At 74.1% G+C, this 18309-nt stretch carries 13 protein-coding genes; 4 read left to right on the top strand and 9 right to left on the bottom strand.

Features of this window, described 5'->3' with window-relative positions; translation table 11 throughout:
• Window positions 1-53 precede the first annotated feature (53 nt).
• On the top strand, window positions 54-479 hold the full coding sequence (locus AC0KTA_RS07695) for an NUDIX hydrolase (RefSeq protein ID WP_481054359.1): 426 nt from the start codon (window positions 54-56) through the stop codon (window positions 477-479).
• A 14-nt stretch (window positions 480-493) separates the two neighbouring features.
• Here the strand turns inward: AC0KTA_RS07695 and AC0KTA_RS07690 are convergent, their stop codons facing one another.
• From AC0KTA_RS07690 to AC0KTA_RS07675, 4 genes are all read right to left on the bottom strand, one after another.
• Window positions 494-919: a peptidase inhibitor family I36 protein gene (locus AC0KTA_RS07690; RefSeq protein WP_481054358.1), complete on the bottom strand. Its 426-nt coding sequence runs from the start codon at window positions 917-919 to the stop codon at window positions 494-496.
• A gap of 154 nt (window positions 920-1073) precedes the next feature.
• The gene (locus AC0KTA_RS07685) at window positions 1074-1829 is read right to left on the bottom strand and encodes a hypothetical protein (protein ID WP_481054357.1); all 756 of its coding nucleotides are present in this window, start codon (window positions 1827-1829) and stop codon (window positions 1074-1076) included.
• An 89-nt stretch (window positions 1830-1918) separates the two neighbouring features.
• Window positions 1919-3322, bottom strand: a complete 1404-nt coding sequence (locus AC0KTA_RS07680; protein WP_481054356.1) for a prenyltransferase/squalene oxidase repeat-containing protein — start codon at window positions 3320-3322, stop codon at window positions 1919-1921.
• Between the two features lie 159 nt (window positions 3323-3481).
• Entirely contained in the window at window positions 3482-6382 is a 2901-nt protein-coding gene (locus AC0KTA_RS07675; RefSeq protein ID WP_481054355.1) for a glycoside hydrolase family 2 TIM barrel-domain containing protein, read from the bottom strand.
• A gap of 420 nt (window positions 6383-6802) precedes the next feature.
• On the opposite strand from AC0KTA_RS07675, the gene rsgA reads away from it, so the two are divergent.
• Together rsgA and AC0KTA_RS07665 are read left to right on the top strand one after the other, a co-directional pair.
• The gene (gene rsgA / locus AC0KTA_RS07670; protein WP_481054354.1) at window positions 6803-7951 is read left to right on the top strand and encodes a ribosome small subunit-dependent GTPase A; all 1149 of its coding nucleotides are present in this window, start codon (window positions 6803-6805) and stop codon (window positions 7949-7951) included.
• A gap of 179 nt (window positions 7952-8130) precedes the next feature.
• The gene (locus tag AC0KTA_RS07665; protein ID WP_481054353.1) at window positions 8131-9534 is read left to right on the top strand and encodes a DNA-3-methyladenine glycosylase 2 family protein; all 1404 of its coding nucleotides are present in this window, start codon (window positions 8131-8133) and stop codon (window positions 9532-9534) included.
• Window positions 9535-9586: 52 nt separating this feature from the next.
• On the opposite strand, the gene AC0KTA_RS07660 is transcribed toward AC0KTA_RS07665, so the two are convergent.
• From AC0KTA_RS07660 to AC0KTA_RS07640, 5 genes are all read right to left on the bottom strand, one after another.
• Window positions 9587-11410 carry an immunoglobulin domain-containing protein gene (locus AC0KTA_RS07660; RefSeq protein WP_481054352.1) on the bottom strand — a complete coding sequence of 608 codons (1824 nt, stop codon included), beginning with the start codon at window positions 11408-11410 and terminating at the stop codon, window positions 9587-9589.
• Window positions 11411-11427: 17 nt separating this feature from the next.
• Complete coding sequence (locus tag AC0KTA_RS07655; RefSeq protein WP_481054351.1) at window positions 11428-11967, bottom strand: hypothetical protein; 540 nt, start codon at window positions 11965-11967, stop codon at window positions 11428-11430.
• A gap of 94 nt (window positions 11968-12061) precedes the next feature.
• Entirely contained in the window at window positions 12062-14431 is a 2370-nt protein-coding gene (locus tag AC0KTA_RS07650) for a glycosyl hydrolase family 95 catalytic domain-containing protein (protein WP_481054350.1), read from the bottom strand.
• A 165-nt stretch (window positions 14432-14596) separates the two neighbouring features.
• Window positions 14597-15082: a DUF456 domain-containing protein gene (locus tag AC0KTA_RS07645; RefSeq protein ID WP_481054349.1), complete on the bottom strand. Its 486-nt coding sequence runs from the start codon at window positions 15080-15082 to the stop codon at window positions 14597-14599.
• A gap of 42 nt (window positions 15083-15124) precedes the next feature.
• Window positions 15125-16183 carry a helix-turn-helix domain-containing protein gene (locus AC0KTA_RS07640; protein ID WP_481054348.1) on the bottom strand — a complete coding sequence of 353 codons (1059 nt, stop codon included), beginning with the start codon at window positions 16181-16183 and terminating at the stop codon, window positions 15125-15127.
• Between the two features lie 1118 nt (window positions 16184-17301).
• Between AC0KTA_RS07640 and AC0KTA_RS07635 the strand changes: the two genes are divergently transcribed.
• Complete coding sequence (locus tag AC0KTA_RS07635) at window positions 17302-18264, top strand: protein phosphatase 2C domain-containing protein (protein WP_481054347.1); 963 nt, start codon at window positions 17302-17304, stop codon at window positions 18262-18264.
• The last annotated feature ends 45 nt before the right edge of the window (window positions 18265-18309 follow it).

The raw sequence follows: 18309 nt of genomic DNA, 5'->3' as shown, positions 1-18309 counted from the left end.
GCGGGCGGTGCCCGTGGCTGTCCCGGGCCCCGAATCCTCGCTACGGTGGTGTCATGGGTATCCCTGGCGAGAACCATCTGGCGGCAGCCGTCGTGGCCCACCGGGGCCGTGTGCTGCTCGTGCGGCGCAGCGAGACCGAGCGGTTCCTGCCACGCGTCTGGGGGGTGCCCTGCGGAAAGCTCGAACCGGGCGAGAGCCCGCGCGACGGCGTGCTGCGGGAGCTCAAGGAGGAGACCGGCCTGCTCGGGCACGTGGTGCGCAAGGTCGGCGAATCGTCCTTCGTCAGCCGGTACAAGGGCCACGAGGTCAAGAACTGGCAGGACAACTTCCTGGTCAGGCCCCTCAGCTTCGACATCTCACTGCCCCACCCCGACCAGGACCACCGCTGGCTCACCCCCGACGAACTCGGCACGGTCGAGATCGACGACTACAACCGCGACATCGTGGAGCAGGCCCTCAGCAGGCTGCGCGGCCGCTGACGATCGGCAGTCGCTCAGCGGTCCTCCCCGGGAGGCGTGCCGCAGCTCGGGCCGCCCGGACCGTCGAACTGCACCGAGCTGAAGAAGTCCCGGTACGTGGGGAAGAAGTTGCCCTTGCCCGTCGGACCCGCAGAGGTCACCGCCGTACAGCCGGTGTAGTGGAGACCGGACCAGAGGTAGATGGTCGAAGGCGTGCGGTTCCAGTCCGACTTGGCCCGGTCGTTCATGCCGAGCGCCGCGAGATCCGGAGTGTCGCCCCTGAGGGCGATCATGTCGCCGGTCCCGTCGAGGCCCGAGAACATGCAGTAGTAGCTGTCGGGGCACCGGTCGTACCCGTCGGCGGCGTGCGCCGTGGAGACCGGCACCACGGTGGCGGCCGCGGCGGCCACCGCCGCGAGCAGCACGGAGAGCTTCTTCCTTGTCGTAGCGACCTTGCGCATGGTCGTCCGCCTTTACAGTCGGGGCCCGAGAGCCCGTTGTCATAGAGGGCCAGGCTTGTTGATCCGGTCGGCGAGCCGCCATCCCCCACAGGAGGGGCGCACGGGAGTGAGCGTGACGCGCGGAGCGCGCGGGGGAAGCATCGGGCAGCGCGCGCTAGGAGCAGGCCAACTCCTCGCCGCCGCCGATCAGTTCCGTCAGCGTCCGCAGCTCCGCCAGATACTCCGGCACCGCCAGCGGCTCCTTGGCGTACGCCTTTGCGCGCCGACCCGAAGCGCCGCCCGTGAACACGTCCGTGTAGCGCCGCCGGCCCACGCCCGTCTCCAGGAACAGCGTCACCGCCGTCCCGGGCGAGGCGCACCACGCCCGGTGCAGGGCGTACGACGGCAGGGCGTAGCCGCTGCCCGCGGCGTACTCGGCGGTCTGCGTCAGGCGGAGCCGGGCCCGGCCCGCCGGTTCCAGGAGCCAGTCGCTGACCTCCTCCGACAGGGACTCGCGGTAGCGCGCCGCCGCCAGCGGGCCGTCGCCCGCCGTCTCGTACAGCTCCATGCCGAGGGTGCCCCGCACCACGTAGGAGGCGAGCGGGGAGCGGTGGTTGTGGATGTCCTCGCGGCCCGCCCGGTGCGAGCCGGGGTGCCAGACGTGGGCCCGCAGCATGTGCCGGGTGCCGACGTCGATCAGGAGCAGCTTGTCGAAGCCGAGGACGTGCCGGTACGAGAGGCGTGCGCACCCCGACGGATCGCCGACCCCCGACGCCAGCTCGGCCACCAGCGCCAACAGCCGGTCGGGGGAGCCCAGTTCGGCGACGACCGCGCGCGCCGCCCGCACCAGCTCCTCCTCGTCGAGGTCGGCGGGGCCGTCGAGGGCTCCCTCGAGCAGCCGCCTGGCCCGCAGCACGTGCCGACCACCCATGCAGTAACGCCGCCTTCCGTCGGATGCCGCCCGCCTCGCCCGCCGGGACGGGACACGCAGCCGGAGTTGAGGCCTCCGGCTGCCGGAGTTCAGCCCTCCGGCTGATACATCCATACGGCATGGGCGCGCAGCGCCGAAAGGCCCTGATAGGTCATCCACAGCGGGCGGCCGAGATCGTGCCCGTCCCAGTTCCAGATCCCGTCGTCCTGCTGGCGCAGCACACCGGCGACCGCGTCCGCGAGCAGCACCCGCCACGCGTCCTCGCGGTCCTCGGCCGCGGCGATCTCCCAGGCACCCGGCGTCAGCAGCGCGCGCACCATCCACGCGGCCGTGAAGTGCCGTACGAAAAGGACCTCTTGACGCCAGGAGTCCTGCGGGTGCGGGCGGCGCACCTCCTCCTGCGTGTTGAGCAGGTCCGCGCAGGTCCGGTGCTCCGGCATCGGGCAGGACAGCAGCCAGCGGATGCCGTCCTCGCGCGCGGCCCGGGTGTTGGTGTCCTCGCCGAGGACACGGGCCGCGCGGTCCAGGGCGACGACGGCCTGCGCGGTGTGCGCGGGCGAGGGGCGGGTCGGGTGCGCCGCGGACGCGCGCAGGCTCGGGCCCCAGCAGCGGCGGTGCTCCCGGCCCGGGTCGGTGATCGTCCGGTCGACCAGCTCGTCCCGCAGCCGGGCGATGGCCGGGGAGTCGGGCGCCGCGCGCAGCAGGCCCCGCAGCACCGTCGTCACCACATGGGTGCGGGCCAGGCCGGACGGCTCCAGGTCCGCCGTGAAGCGGGCCGCGCAGCGCGCCGCCTCGTCCGCGAGCCGCGTCGGGTCCGCGCCCGCGCGGGCGAGCGCGCCGAGGACCAGGGCCGTCACCTCGGGCCTGGGCACCGACCCCTGGGAGCGCGCGGCCCAGCCGCCGTCCGCGAGGCGCAGCCGCCACAGCGTCTCGACCAGCTCCGACGGGCTCAACCTGCCGTCCTGCACGCCGAGTTCGAGGACCAGGTGCAGGCCGTACGCGGTGCCGGTGGGCGTGGGCCGCACCGGCTCGGTCTGCTCGTCGAGCGCGTGCGGCCAGCCGGTGAGGAGGCCGCGGTCGGGGTCGTCGACGACCGCCACTTCCGCGTGCAGGGTGCGGTGCGCGGCGGCGGCGAGCGCCGGGAACGGGCCGGGGGAGCGGCCGGCGGCCGACCCCGCTGCGGTGCCCCGGGCGTGCCGCGCGAGGGCGGTCACGGCGCCGCCCCCGCCCGACCTGGCGCGCAGCAGCGCCGCCGCAAGCCAGGCCGCTAGGCCCGTGCCGACGCCGCTGACCGCCGCGATGCCGTACCGCGCGGCGTCGCCGGAGATCTCCTGCGGCAACACGCCCACCAGGGACTGGAACACGGCGTACCCCGCGGCGGCGCAGCCGAAGCCGCCGAGCCAGCCCACGAACCGGCCCTGGCGCGAATCGCCCGGGGGAGGCGGCGCGGGATCCGGCCGGACCGGGCTGCGGCCGAGCTGCTGCTGTGACACAGGGTGTTCCCTCCCCCCAGGGCGGCGCGTGGGTCGTCGTGATTCCCAGTCTAGGCGGCCGTCACCGTGTTTCTCCGGGTCAGGACGGTTCCGGAAGTCCGGGTCGGGACGTTCCGGAAGTCCGGTGGCCGCGGGGCGCGCCGCCCCGTCCTCCTGCTGTCACCGCCTCCCTGTGGCCACCGAGAAGGTGAAGGTGAACTCCGCGGGCGCCACCAGGAGTTCGTGCCGCGGCAGCACGCCGGGCCCGCACGACTGCGAGCCGATGCCGCGCTGCCCGTGGTCGAGGTGCAGCCACACCGTGTCACCCGGCGTCAGATCCGTGCGGTGGGCCGCCGCGTCGAGCTCCTCGCTGCTCCAGCGGCGGGCCGTGAACCAGAACGCGGGGTCGCCGACGATCCGTACGCCCTCGCCGTCGCCGCCGGTGCGCAGCTCGGCCCAGCGGACGTCGGCGCGGGCGCCGTTCTCCTGCGGGCGGACGTACGGCGTCTGCATGTTGTCCACGGGCAGGGACCAACGGCCCACGTCGGACGCCGACTTGGTGTCGGGGTAGGCCTCACCGGGCCCGCCGCCGAACCAGTGGGCGTACCCGAGCGCGGCGGGCAGCCCGAGCCGCACGCCGAGCCGGGGCAGCGGCACCTCCCAGTCGCCCTCCGGTGTCACCGACACCGCGAGCCGCAGGTCGGTGCCGTCGGACGTCCAGCGGTAGACGGTGCGCAGCGCCAGGTCGCGGGCCGCGGGCGCCACCCGGGTGCGGACGGTGAGCGCGTCCCCCGACGCGCCCGACTCGATGGAGTCCAGGCGGTGTTGCATGCGGTCCAGGCCCAGCTTGCGCCACAGCGGGCCGTAGCGGGTGTCGGGCTGCCAGGGCGCGCCGTCGTCGTTGTCGGTGGGCGCGCGCCACACGTCCAGGCGTGGCGGGGCGGTCAGGGTGAGCGCGTCCAGGGCGCGCAGGTCGCCCGTGCGGGCGTCGAAGCGGCCGGGGCCGAGGGCCAGGTCGTAGCCGCGGCGGCGCGGGCGTTCGCCGGTGGCGACGGGCACCGCGGGGCGCGGCGTGACGGCGAAGTCGGCGCGCGCCACCACGTGGTCGAGCGCCGTCCAGTTGGTCTCCTCGCAGACCAGGGCGGTCAGATGCAGCCGGGCCTCGGTGCCCTTCGCGGCCGTGGGCGGGTCGGGCAGCTTCAGCTCGACGCTCTCGCCGGGGCCGAGTTCGGGCGGTACGTCCAGCGGCCCGGTGGCCTCGCGTTCCGTGCCGTCCATGACGTACGTCCACTCGAAGGCCAGCTCCGACAGGTCCGCGAAGTCGTACAGATTGGTCACCGACACCGTGCCGGACACCGGGTCGTAGCCGAACCGCACCGGCTGGATGACCCGCTTGTAGTCGACGAGCCCGGGGGACGGGGTGCGGTCGGGGAAGCACAGGCCGTCGCAGACGAAGTTCCCGTCGTGCAGCTCCTCGCCGAAGTCGCCGCCGTAGGCGAAGCCGTGCGCCGGGTGCTTCAGGCCGTGGTCGATCCACTCCCAGATGAATCCGCCCTGCAGCCGCTCGTACCGCTCGAACAGCTCCTGGTACTCGCCGAGGCCGCCGGGGCCGTTGCCCATGGCGTGCCCGTATTCGCAGAGGATGAAGGGGAGTTGACGCCGGGCCTCGGGACCGTCGTCCTCGCCCCGGCCGATGCGTTCGACCTCGGCGTGCTCGGCGTACATCCGCGAGTACATGTCGGTGTCCCGGCACGAGGGGTCGCCCTCGTAGTGCAGCAGCCGGTCCGGGTCCCGCTCCCGGATCCACGCGGCCATCGCGCGCAGCCCCTCGCCGGTGCCGCACTCGTTGCCGAGCGACCACACGATCACCGACGGATGGTTCTTGTCCCGCTCCACCATGCGGGCGGCGCGGTCGAGGAGGGCCGGGGTCCAGCGGTCGTCGTCGACGGGGTTGCCGCGCCAGCCCAGCATCGTGAAGCCGTGCGTCTCCAGGTCGCACTCGTCGACGACCCACAGGCCGAGCTCGTCGCACAGGTCCAGGAACGCCGGGTGCGGCGGATAGTGGGACGTGCGCACGGCGTTGATGTTGTGCTGCTTCATCAGCAGGACGTCGGCGCGCATCGTGGCGAGGTCGAGGGCGCGGCCCCGCTCCGGGTGGAACTCGTGCCGGTTCACGCCCCGGAACAGCAGCGGCCGCCCGTTCACGGTGATCAGCCCGTCCGTCAGGGCGACCGTCCGGAACCCCACTCGCAGCGCGATCCGCTCGCCGGGCGTGGCGAGCACGGCGTCGTAAAGACGGGGCCGCTCCGCCGACCACGGCTCGACCGGCACGGTCACGCTCCCGCCCGTGGCGACGTCGACACCCAGCTCCGGCACCGTCACCCGCCCCGGCACGTCGGAGTCCACGCGCAGCGTCCCGGTGCCGTTCTCGTGGTCGTACGAGGCATGCGTGAAGAAGTCCCGCACGGCGCCCTCGGGCCGGTGCAGCAGCGTCACGTCCCGGAAGATCCCGGGCAGCCACCACTGGTCCTGGTCCTCCAGATACGACCCCGACGACCACTGGTGCACCCGCACGGCCAGGACGTTGCCCGCCGGCCGCAGCAGGTGCCCGACCGCGAACTCGTGCGGCAGCCGCGAGCCCTTGAAGTCGCCGAGCGGCGTCCCGTTGAGCCACACCCGCGCACACGACTCGACCCCGTCGAACCGCAGCACCGCGTCCCCGCCCGCAGGCCAGCCCTCTGGCCAGTCCTCCGGCAGGTCGAAGCCGCGCAGGTGGTCACCCGTCGGATTCTCCGTCGGCACCCGCGGCGGGTCGACGGGAAACGGATACATCTGGTTCGTGTAGCCGGGCGGGCCGTGGCCCTGCAGCACCCAGTGCCCGGGCACGACGACCTCGTCCCAGGCCGCGGCGTCGAACCCGTCGGCGGCGAACGACTCGTCGGGCCCAGAGGCACCCGGCGACAGCCGGAACCGCCAGCTTCCGTTCAGCGAAAGGGAGACGGCGTCCGACCCGGCGCACCACACACGCGGCGGCAGACCGCCGGTACCGGGGGACACGTCCTCGTGGTAGGGGAGCTCCATGCCTCCATCAGAACGCGCCGGGGTGGTGGGGCTCAATTCTTTGCGACGGAGGGTTGTTGGATTCTTGATGAACGGATTGGACGAATCGGAGGGCGGGCGGGGTGTTCGGGTGCGGAAAGCGGGCGGGGCGTTCGGGTGCGGGAAAGGCCGGGGCGTTCAGGTGCGGAAAAAAGGAGTGGCGGCCCGTCGGAGGCGAGGGCTACAGTGCTGAGCGTTCCCCGGCGGTGCGTCACCATCATCACCGCCGCTGTCGGCTGAGCAGGACTCAGGAGGTGTGACCCATGGCTGTCGTTGCGCAGGGCGCTGCCCGCATTCGGACGTTCATGCACACCACCTCCGTGGTCTCCGGCTGACCTTCCTTCTTCCTCTGCGTGCCTGTCGGGCGCGCGGGCCGGGGCCACCCTTGTGAAGGGTTCCCCCTTGTCCTCCTCAGCTTTTCCGGGTTCCTCCGTCGGGCCCGACCTCTCTTCTCTCTCCTCCGGCTCCGCCTCGCACACCCTCGCCGACTACGGCTGGGACGAGGAGTGGGCCGCCGCCTTCGCCCCGTACGCGGAGCGCGGGCTCCTGCCCGGGCGGGTCGTCCGGGTCGACCGCGGCAGCTGCGACCTGGTCGTCACCGCCGAAGGCGTGATCCGCGCCGACACCACGTACGTCACGCCGCACGACCCGCTCCGGGTCATCTGCACCGGCGACTGGGCGGTCGTGGACGCGCCGGGCGGCGACCCGCGCTATGTGCGGGACTATCTGCCGCGGCGCACGTCGTTCGTGCGGTCCACCTCCTCCAAGCGGTCCGAGGGGCAGATCCTCGCCGCCAACGTCGACCACGCCGTCATCGCCGTGTCACTCGCCGACGAGCTGGACCTCGGCCGCATCGAGCGGTTCCTCGCGCTCGGCTGGGAGTCCGGCGCGCAGCCGGTCATCGCCCTCACCAAGGCCGACCTGGTGCCGGACGCCACCGCGCTGTCGTACCTCGTCGAGGACGTGGAGACGACCGCGCCCGGCGTGCAGGTGCTGCCCGTCAGCGCCGCCCACGGCGACGGCGTGGACGTCCTCGCGGCGGTCGTGTCCGGTGGTACGTCCGTGCTGCTCGGGCAGTCCGGCGCGGGCAAGTCCACCCTCGCCAACGCGCTCGTCGGCGCCGACATCATGGACGTACAGGCGATCCGTGACGTCGACGGCAAGGGGCGGCACACCACCACCACCCGCAACCTGCTCGTCCTGCCCGGCGGCGGTGTCCTCATCGACACGCCGGGGCTGCGCGGTGTCGGCCTCTACGACGCCGGGACCGGCGTCGGGCAGGTCTTCGCCGAGATCGAGGAGCTCGCCGAGGGCTGCCGCTTCCAGGACTGCGCGCACGTCGCGGAGCCCGGCTGCGCTGTGCTTGCCGCCCTTGAGGACGGCACTCTTCCTGAGCGGCGGTTGGACAGTTACCGCAAGTTGATCCGTGAGAATCAGCGCATTGTCGCCAAGACCGATGCGCGCCTCCGGGCGGATATGCGCCGCGAGTGGAAGCGGCGGGGCGCCGAGGGGAAGGCTGCGATGGAGGCGAAGCGTGGGCGGCTTCGCTGAGTGTCCCGGGGGCCGGGCGGTGATTTGACCTGCGGGTCGGTGGGGGCTTGTCGCGCAGTTCCCCGCGCCCCTTGCGGGGCGCCCTGCCGCACCGGGGCCGCTTGGTCCCCGGTGCGGTGGGGAGCGTCATGTCCGATTTCCGCTAGCCCGGGTGCTCGCCCTGGCCCACACTGGGTTACGTGAGTGATCAGGACACCAGGTATGAGGCCGTGCGCAGCCGCGACGCGCGTTTTGACGGTGAGTTCTTCTTCGCCGTCGAGACGACCGGCATCTACTGCCGGCCGAGCTGCCCGGCCGTCACCCCCAAGCGCCAGAACGTCCGCTACTACCCGACGGCCGCCGCCGCGCAGAGCAACGGCTTCCGTGCCTGCCGCCGCTGCCGCCCGGACGCCGTGCCCGGCTCCGCCGAGTGGAACGTCCGCGCGGACGTCGTGGGCCGCGCCATGCGGATGATCGGCGACGGCGTCGTCGACCGCGAGGGCGTCGGCGGCCTCGCCGTCCGCCTCGGCTACAGCGCCCGCCAGGTCCAGCGCCAGCTCACCGCCGAGCTCGGCGCGGGCCCGGTCGCCCTCGCCCGTGCCCAGCGCGCCCACACCGCCCGCGTGCTGCTGCAGACCACCGACCTGCCGGTCACCGAGATCGCCTTCGCCGCCGGATTCGCCAGCGTCCGGCAGTTCAACGACACCATCCGCGCCGTGTACGAGCTGACGCCCACCGGCCTGCGCGCCGCCGCGCCCAAGCGGGGCGGCGGCCGCGGCACCCCGTCCGCCGGTATCCCGCTGCGCCTGGCCCACCGCGGCCCCTACCAGGCCGCCGCCGTCTTCGACCTGCTTGCCCACGAGGCCCTGCCGGGCGTGGAGGACGTCGGCGGAGAGCGCGGCGCCCGCACGTACCGGCGTACGCTGCGGCTGCCGTACGCCTCCGGGATCGTGGCCGTCGAGGAGCGCGACGCGCGCCGGGGCGGCGACACCCACCGCTGCGGCTGGCTGGAGGCCCGCCTCCACCTGACCGACCTGCGGGACCTGACGACCGCCGTCCAGCGGCTGCGCGGCCTCTTCGACCTGGACGCCGACCCGTACGCCGTCGACGAACGCCTGGCCGCCGCCCCCCGCCTCGCCCCGCTGGTCCGCGCCCGCCCCGGCCTGCGCTCACCGGGCGCGGCCGACCCGGAGGAGTTCGCCGTGCGAGCGGTCGTGAGCAAGGAGGAGGCGCGGCGCCTAGTCGTCGAGCACGGCACGCCGCTGCCGTCGCCGTGCGGCACGCTCACGCACGTCTTCCCCGCGCCCGAAGCCCTCGCCCACCGGCTGCCGCTCGCGGCCGCCCTCGCCGACGGCACCGTCCGCCTGGACGCGGGCGCCGACCGCGACGACGCCGAGCGGCAGCTGCGCGCGGTGGCCGGAGTGGACGCGGGGGCGGTTGCGGCCATCCGGACGCGGGCTCTCGGAGACCCGGACGTGGCGCCGCCGGGGGAGCCGGTTTCGGACGCTTGGCGGCCCTGGCGGTCGTACGCGGTGCGCCATCTGCGGACGGACGCGGGACGGCGGGGGCCGCGGGCGGAGGAGGACCGGCTGCTCACGGCGTAGTGGACCCGGTTGTGCCGCAGGGTGCTTCAACCTCCTTGCGGAGTACGTGAGTTCACTCCGGGAGGGTGCCCGACCGGCGCGCCCGCCGTACCGCGTACCAGCCCGCCGCCGTCAGCACCGCCGCCAGTGCCGCGACCCCGGTCCCCGTCTGACCGGTGGACGCCAGGCTGCCGTCCGGCCCCGGTCCGCCGACGGACCCGGCGGACACGTCCGACGCCGCGCTGCCGCCCGGTGCCGCGACCCCGGTCCCCGTCTGACCGGTGGACGCCAGGCTGCCGTCCGGCCCCGGTCCGCCGACGGACCCGGCGGACACGTCCGACGCCGCGCTGCCGCCCGATCCGCCTGCCGCGCCGGACGCCCCGGCTCCTGCGGAGGACGTCCCGCCCCCGGAGCCGCCGCCGGCCGAACTGCCCACGGCAGCCCCGCCGTTGACACCTCCGCTGCTGGAGTCGTCGCCGGAACCGTCACCGGATCCTTCGCCAGGTCCGCCGTCCCCCGCGCCGGGCCCCGCACCAGGCCCCCCGCCACCCGGTTTCGCGCGCACCCTCAGCGTCACCGGCTCCGTGCGGGCCGTCCCCGCGTCGTTGGTGAACCCGGCGCGGTAGCGGTAACCGTCCTGCGTCGTACGGGACTTGAAGGTGTACGAGGGCTCGGTGGCGCCCCCGACCGGGTGCCACGAAGCGCCGTCGTCGGTGCTCTCCTGCCACCGCACGGAAGGCTCCGGGGAGCCCTCGGCCCGGGCGGTGAACGTGACCTCGGACCCGGCGGTGACCGTCGTGTTTGAGGGCGACTCGGTGATGTGAGGGGCCGTGTTCCGTTCGATCCGGGTGACGCGGCCCTGGGCCGGGCTCGTCACGAAGACCTCGGCGCCGCCCGGCGCCACGGCCACCGCCGCGGAGCCGAGCTGGGCCTCGTTTCCGGGCAGCGCGACCGGCTCGGCGGCCTCCTTCAAGGTGACGGTGTCGACGACGGTCAGCGAACCCCGCCCGTCGTAGCCGGGCGCCCCCGGGTCCCCGACGTCCTGCCGGGCGACGTACGCGCGCGTGCCGTCGAAGGCCACGTCCCGTGCCAGGTCCGTGCCCTTGATGCTCCCGCGCGGCGAGCCATCCGGGCCGAACACCATCACTTCGTCCTGTCGTCCGACCCACACCGAGCCAGTCGCCGGATCGACCGCGGTGAAGCCCTCCGACCCTTCCCACACGGGGAGTTCGACGGTCTTCGCCACGGTGAACGACGCCGTGTCGACGCGGTGCAGCTTGTTCTGCGCGAGGTCCGCGGACCACACCGCGCCCCGCCGGGCGTCGACCGCGAACTGCCCGGCGCCCGGCAGGGTCAGCGACCGCTTGACCGTGCCGGTGGCCGTCTCGACCTCTGTGAGCGCGGCGCCCTGCGCGACCAGCGTCGTTCCCTCCGCCGTGCCCGGACCGACATCGGTCACCTTGGCGCCCGCGAGCCAGACGCCCTTCGCCTCCTTGTCGCCGTCCTTGGCCGTGCCGAGGCCCTTGAGCGGGTAGTGGAAGACGACGCCGTCGCCCGGCAGTGGACCGGCGATCCTGCGGACGGCCGACTCGCGCGGCACGCCGTTCGAGCCCGGCGCCTTGCCGGTCCAGCCGCGCACGGCGCCGTCGGAACGGTCGAGGACGTACAGGCCCATCTCGTTGACGTCCGCCGTGCCCGCGTCGTCGTCGGAGCCGACGTACAGCTTCTTCGAGTCGGGGTGGATCAGTACGTCGAGGGGTTTGCCCGCCGTGGTGAAGTCGCCGGTGCGCCGGTAACTCTCCTTCTCCTCAGGAGAGTTGGCGGACCCGGGCGCGAAGCCGGTGGTGAGCGTGGCGAGCGTCAGCGCCGACGCCGTCAGCAAGGAGCTGCGTCTCATCGCGTGGCCGCCCCGGGCTACTGGAAGGTCACCGGGATGTGCACGTCGTACTTGCGGTCGCCGGAGTCGAAGTGGTCGGCGCGCGTCACGATGGCGCACTCCACCGTCTCGCCGCACACCTGGCCGTTGCCCAGGTCGGCCTTCACATGGATCTTCACCGAGAAACTGCCGCCCGCGCCGAAGCGGGAGCTGTTCGGTACGGTGCCGCCGCCGGTGTTGGACACCCAGTGCGAGGCGCCGGTCGTGCCGGACTGGTCCTGGCCGCCCAGGCACGGCGTCGGCTTGTTGGCGCCGGGCGCCCCGGAGACCGCGCACAGGCCGACGTACACGCCCTGCCCGGTGTTGTAACCCACCCCGGACACCGTGACGTTGGCGCCCCCGGCCGCGGCGCTGTCAGGGCCGGTGAGCTTCAGGTGGTACGTCGTGCCGCCGTCGGTGATCGTGCGCTCGGCCGTGACGTCGGCCGCCGTCGCGGTTCCGGCGAAGGCGGCCGTGAGCGCGGCGGCGGCGAGGGCGGTGACGTAGGCGCGGGTGCGAACGCGGGTACGGGTGGGCATGGTTGACGGCACCTCTCGGGGTGTCGGGGAAGAGGAACGCCGGAGCGAGCCTCTACTTAGGTAAGGCATACCTAAGTCGCTCTGGCGGTCCGTGTCAACGCCTGCCCGTCACTTCGGTGTTGGCCGCGGGCAGTCCCCAGCGCGGCGCCTCGGCATGCGGCTCGACCGGTCTGATCCGCAGGTCGGGCCGGTCGCCGCGCGCCGTGATCAGCGCCGATCCGCCCTTGCCGAGCGCGATACGGATCGCGCCGCCGCCCGCGTCCTCGTACCGCAGCGGCCGCCCCCGCCCGTCCCGGACCTCGATCGGCCCGGCGATCCCGTGGCGCACGACGCACGGCGCGCCCGCCTCGCTCACCAGCCGCACCCACCGTGTCGCCCCCTTCTCGCGCACCGCGCCGAGCAGGAACGCCCCCTGCGTACGGAAGTCGTGCACGGCGAGGTCCGCCCAGGCGGCGGGCAGCGCCGGGAACACGCGGATGACGCCGCCCCACGACTGGCACACCATGTCGTGCAGCGACTGCGCGGCCGACAGCGGAGTCTCGATGACCGGGCCCGACTCCTTGTACATGGTGTTGGCCTGGATGAAGCGGCTCATCAGCTCGCCGAGGTACTTCAGGGCGTCCTCGCCCTTGCCGAGCAGCGCCGAGACAGACGCCGCGCCGGTGAACGTATAGCCCTGCAAGGCGCCTTCGAAGCCGACCCAGTGCGCCAGGGACTTCTCGATCAGCGCCTTCTCGGCCGGGGTGCGGCCCGTCACCTCGTACAGCGGATAGACCGCGAGCAGATGGGAGTAGTGGCGGTGTGACTTCGCGAAGGGGATGTCCGCGCCGATCATGTAGCCGTTCGCGTCCGTCGGGTACGCGACGCGCTTGGTCAGGACCTCGCGCCAGCGCGGCGCCAACTCGTCGTCGACGCCGAGGAGTTCGGCCGTGTCCAGGAGGGTGTGGCAGCCCCAGGTGAGGAGCATCAGGTCGTAATTGCAGTCGCGGCTGTTGCCGCCGTACTCGGGGGAGAAGGTCGCCGGCAGGTGCAGTTTGCCGTCGGGGCCGGGCTGGAGGAAGTGCAGGTAGTAGGTGATGGCGCCGCGCAGGAGGGGGAACAGGACGTCGCGCAGGATCGCGGTGTCCATGGTGTGGCGGTAGCTCAGCCAGACGTTGTGCAGCGCCCAGGTCAGGTTGCCGACCTCGGGCGTCGGAGGGTCCTGGCCCGGAATGCCCACGCCGTAGCCGCCGTTGGTGACGGAGGCGCCGTTGACCAGGCGGGTGTCGGTGGTGCGGGGCACGCCGAGGGAGTCGGCGCGGTACGGCGCGGCGACCTCCTTGGCCAGGTTGTCCCGGAACTCGCTCAACGCCCGCGTCACGGCGTCGAGTTCGACGTGATTGGAGCCGTGGATCAGCCAGTACTCCAACTGCACGTTCAGGTTCCACCAGGTGTTGGGCCAGGGCGTCGGCTCCAGCCAGGGGCCGCAGGTCGCCATCACCGGGGCGTCGCGGCGGGCCGCGGCCGCCGCCTTGTAGAGCTGGATCCAGTAGAAGCGCTGCATCCGGGCGTCCGGCAGCGACAGGAAGCTCTTCCGGTAGTAGGCGTGCCACCACGCGCGGTGCGGCGCCGCGAAGGCGTCGTACGAGAGCCGGGCGGCGGACCGCACCGCGCGCACCGCCCGGTCGCGGGCCGTGTTCTTCGGGTGCGAGTGCGCCACGTGGACGTACAACGTCCGTGCTCCGCCCCGCTGTTGCTCGCGCCACGCGGTGACGTGCTGGCCGCCCGCGAGCAGCGGCTGCACGGCCGCGGACACGCCGTCGTGCTGCTCGACGCGCGCGGGCGGGTTGCCCTCGTACCCCGTCGGCACCGGCTTGAACGCGGCCCGCGGGCTGATCGCCGCCGCCGGGTGGAACACCCAGCGGAAGCCGCGCTCGCCCGCGCTCGCGGTCACCTCCACCGCCAGGACCGCGCGCGAGCTGTGCACGTGCGCGCGGACGCGGAGCGTGCCGCGGTCCGTGGTGAGCGTCCCCGTCAGCTCGGCGTCGCGCAGCCGCAGCCGCCAGTCGAGGCCGGTGACCGTACCGACCGGCTCCAGCGTGAAGTGGCCGATCGGCAGCCGGGCGAGACCGAAGAGGGAGCCGAACTGCGGGCGGTGGTCCTGTACTTCGGAGTGCTGGACGTTGAAGCGCACCGCCTTCGTCTCGCGGCCCGGCTCCGCGTAGATCCCCGAGCCGAGGAAGCCGTTGCCCAGAAACGGGCCCTCGTACCAGGTCTTCGGCATCCGCTGCCAGACCATGTCCGCGTCGTCGAGGACGGTGCGCCAGGGGTCGGGGGCGGACTGTTCCGGCTGCTTTGGCGCGGCCATCCCGTCCGGCGCGTCTGCCGCGTCCGCCGCCGCCTGTGCGGGGAGGCCGCCGACGAGCATCGCCCCGCCGAGCGCGGGTCCGGTGGCAAGCACGGCTCTTCTGGACGGTCTGGGCATGAGGCCTCCCGGCTGAGTCATCGGAGGTATCTGCCGCTGAAAGCTAGAGTTGGCATACAGGTACGTCAATGAGTCGGGAGAGATCGGATGTAAAACGGAGGCCTGGAGACCCGGTACGGAGATCCAGACTCGGAGACCCGGTACGGAGACCCGGTACCGGGAGCCTCAGCCGCCCCAGACCTCCACCCCCACCCACGCCCCCACGATCAGCAGGCACGTGAACAGCTCCACAAACACGTTCCACCCCCCGGCCCGCAGCGCCGTCCGCACTGCCGTCACCGCCTCACCGTGCCCGCCGAGCCGCACCCGCTCGGCCACGTACAGACCGCCGACGAACCCCGGCAGCGCGCCGAGCACCGGCACGACGCAGAATCCGAGCAGCGCGCCCCCGCCCGCGAACACCGCCATGCGCCGGGTCGCGCCGGACGCCCGCAGCCGCCGCGGCGGCAACTGCCAGCGCACCGCCTGCGACAGCAGGAGAACCAGGGTCGCGCCGACCAGGACCCCCCAGGCGAGCCCTCTCGGGTCCTGGAGCGCCCACCACGCGGTCGCGGCCCACACCAGCCAGGACCCCGGTACGCCGGGCACCAGCACTCCGCACAGGCCGAGCAGCATCACCACGCCGACCAGCAGGAGTTCCCACGCTCCCATCTGCCCAGGGTGCAGGAGCGGGTGCGAAACCGCAGGTCGGGGTCAGTCCCGCGGGCTCGTGGGGGCAGCCGCTGCTGTGGCTGTGGCTGTGGCTGTGGCCGCGGCCGTGGGCGCGGCCGCCTCGCGGGCCACCCAGCCGCGTTCGTACGCGTGCCAGCCCAGCTGCAGCCGCGTCGTCACGCCGGTCAGCTCCATCAGCCGCTTCACCCGGCGCTGTACGGTGCGCAGCCCCAGGTCGAGCTGTTTGGCGACGCTCGCGTCCGTCATCCCGGCGAGCAGCAGCGACAGGACCTCCAGGTCCGTGCTGTCCGGCCCTTCGGTGTCCGCCTCGCGCACCGCGCCGTCCTCGCCCAGGCGCAGCGGCAGTGCCGTGCGCCACACCGCCTCGAAGAGGCCCGTCAGGGACTCCAGGAGGCCGCTCGCGTGCACCACGAGCGCCGCGGGCTCCGCCGTGCGCGACGTCAGCGGCACCATCGCCAGGGAGCCGTCCACGACCACCAGCTTCGTCGGTACGCGGTCGGCGACCCGCACCCGCTCCTCGCGCCGCATCGCCGCGGACACCTCCAGGAGGCCGGTGGGCGCGGCGAGCACCTCGCGCTCGATGACCACGCGGTAGCGCACGCCCCGGTTGGCGGCCTGTTCCTCCGCGACGTTCTCCACGCCGGTCACCGCGACCGGCCTGCCCGTGACCAGCGCGCACACCTCGCGGCTCGCGCCGAGCTGGAGCTGGAGGAAGCGCTGCGAGACGGCGGCCGCGCCGGTCACCACCTCGACCAGGTCGTGCACGGTGGGCTCGGCGGCCCGCGCCCGGTACTCCTCGGCGAGCAGGGTCGCCGCGAGCTCCGCCTTCTCCAGCTCGTGCCGGTGCTGGGTGAGCAGCGCGCCCAGGGCCACGCCGGGCGGCGCCGCCACCCAGCGGCCCGCCCGGCCCGACGCCTGCGCGGCCAGGCCGTGCCGCTCCAGGCGGCGCAGCGCGCGCTCGGTCTCCGGCTCGCCCAGCGTGAGGCGGCGCGCCAGGTCGGGCACGTCGGCGGCGCCCACGGACACCAGCGCCCGGTACGCCGCCTCGTGCGTCTCGTCCAGACCTATCGCAGCCAGCATGCGGCGACGTCCCTCCCCGATGGCTCTCCGGGCAGGCCCGGCCTCCCGATGGTGCCGGCGGGTTCCGCTCTCCCGTGGCGGAAAACAGCCACGGCGTAAACCCGCCGCGGACATCATCCCCGCAGTACCCGCCGGTCTGCCAAGGTGTCCCCCGCGCCGGGCGGTCCTCCCGTGGGGGGTGGGGCCGCCCGGCGCTCGGCGCGCCACCGCGGCCCGCCCCTCGCTGAAATTTCCGGATGCACCGTTTTCGTACGCCCTGTGCGGTGGACAATAGGGGCATGAGCCAGCAGGGGGAGAGGCACACCGGTCGCGGGGCCAGTTCCGGCCAGGAGGACGACTGGTGGGGGCAGTTGTACGACGAGTCGAAGGACGACGCGGGGCCTGCGGCCGCGGCTGATTCTCTGGACGACCGGTTCGCTTCGGCGGCGGTCACTGTTTCCGACGAGGGCGCCTTGTCTGGCGGGGGCGCACCGGACGGAACTCCAGCGGCCTCTGCCGACGAGGGGAGTACTGCGTACGCTCCCGGGGGCTCCGGCGAGCCGGGGGGTGTTCCCGGCCAACGGGGCGCGGCGGCGGGGGAGGCGACTTCGGCTCACCGGGATGCCGACCTGGGGCTGGGTGGGGCCGACCAGGCCGCCCGGTCCGAAGCCGACTCGGGCCACCGTGCGGCCGACCTGGCCCAGCGGCCCACCCGCACACCTCAACGGGGCGTCCTCCCGGACTGGTTGACGAACCCCGTGCCTCGGCCACCCCAACGGCCCACCCCGGAGCCCCCGCAGCCACCTCGGCCTGCGGCGCCCGAGCGACCTGAGCGCCCGGTCCCGGAGCCGCCGCAGGCTCCCCAGCCCCCGACCCCCGAGCCACCAGGGCAGGCCGCACCCCCGCCCACGCCACCCCACGACCCGCCCGCCTACCGTGCCCCCGCCCCCTGGGCGCCCTCCGCCGCGTCCGGCGGGCCCGTGACGTTTCCGGCGGCGCGGAAGCCCGAGCCCGAGCCTGAACCGGACGTCGCGGAAGGGCCGTTCGAGGGCTCGACGGCGGAGGGGGCGCCGTCAAGCGAGGGGAGTTCGGGGGCTGTCGGAGGGACGGGGAACGCGGGCGATGATCCTCCGGGGCGCGTGCCCGCGTACGTGGGGGACGGGCCGCCCACGTACGAGGCGGAGCCGACGGGGCTGCCCGCGGCGGACCCGGACGCCCTCGGGGAACTCGTCGCGGACACCGTCCTGGACGGCGCCCGCTACGGGACGTCCACGCTGCGCGCCGCGTCCGTACGCGGCGACTCGGCCCGGTTCCGCGGCGAACCCCGCCGCGACGCCCTGCTCACCGCCCGCTTCGGCACCGGCGACGACGCCCTCGTCCTGGTCGCCATGGCCACCGGCGCCCGCGCCGCGCCGGGCGCGCACCGGGCGGCGGCCGACGCCTGCGCGTGGCTCGGCCGGGCCGTCGGCCGCAGCCACGCCCGCCTGGCCCAGGACATCCGCGCCGCCCGGCGCGGCGACCTGAAGTCCGGCCTGCACCGCCTCACCGACCGCAGCCTCGGCAGACTCCGCGCCCGCGCCGCCGAACTCGGCCTGGGACCGGACGAGTACACGGCATCGCTGCGCTGCCTGCTGCTCCCGGCAGACCCGGAGTGCCGCACCCGGGTGTTCTTCGGCGTCGGCGCGGGCGGCCTGTTCCGGTTGCGCGGCGGCGAGTGGCAGGACATCGAGCCACGGGCGGCGGACCTCGCGGGCGAGCCCGTCGTCGGCTTCGGCTCGCCGCCCGCCGAGACCCCCGAGGGCGACCGGCTCACCATGGACCTGGGCATCACGACGCCCCCGAGCCCGTACGAACCCGCGCCCGTCCCGCAGCGCGACCCGTTCCGCTTCCGGGCCTCCGTCGCCCGCCCGGGTGACACGCTGCTGCTGTGCAGCGGCGGCCTCGCCGAGCCCCTGCGCGGCGAGCCGGAGCTGGCCCGCCACCTCACCCGCCGGTGGGCGGAAGGCGGCCCGCCCGGCCTCGCCGCGTTCCTCGCCGACACCCAGGTCCGGGTCAAGGGCTACGCGGACGACCGCACGGCTGCCGCCGTTTGGGAGGCGTGAGCGCGCTCGCTGTGAATTCATGGACCCAAAGAGAGCGAAGGGGTG

It is taken from the genome of Streptomyces sp. Y309 (genome assembly GCF_056712025.1).
The sequence above is the reverse complement of the archived record's forward strand: the minus strand, read 5'-3'. Positions and strand labels throughout refer to the sequence as shown.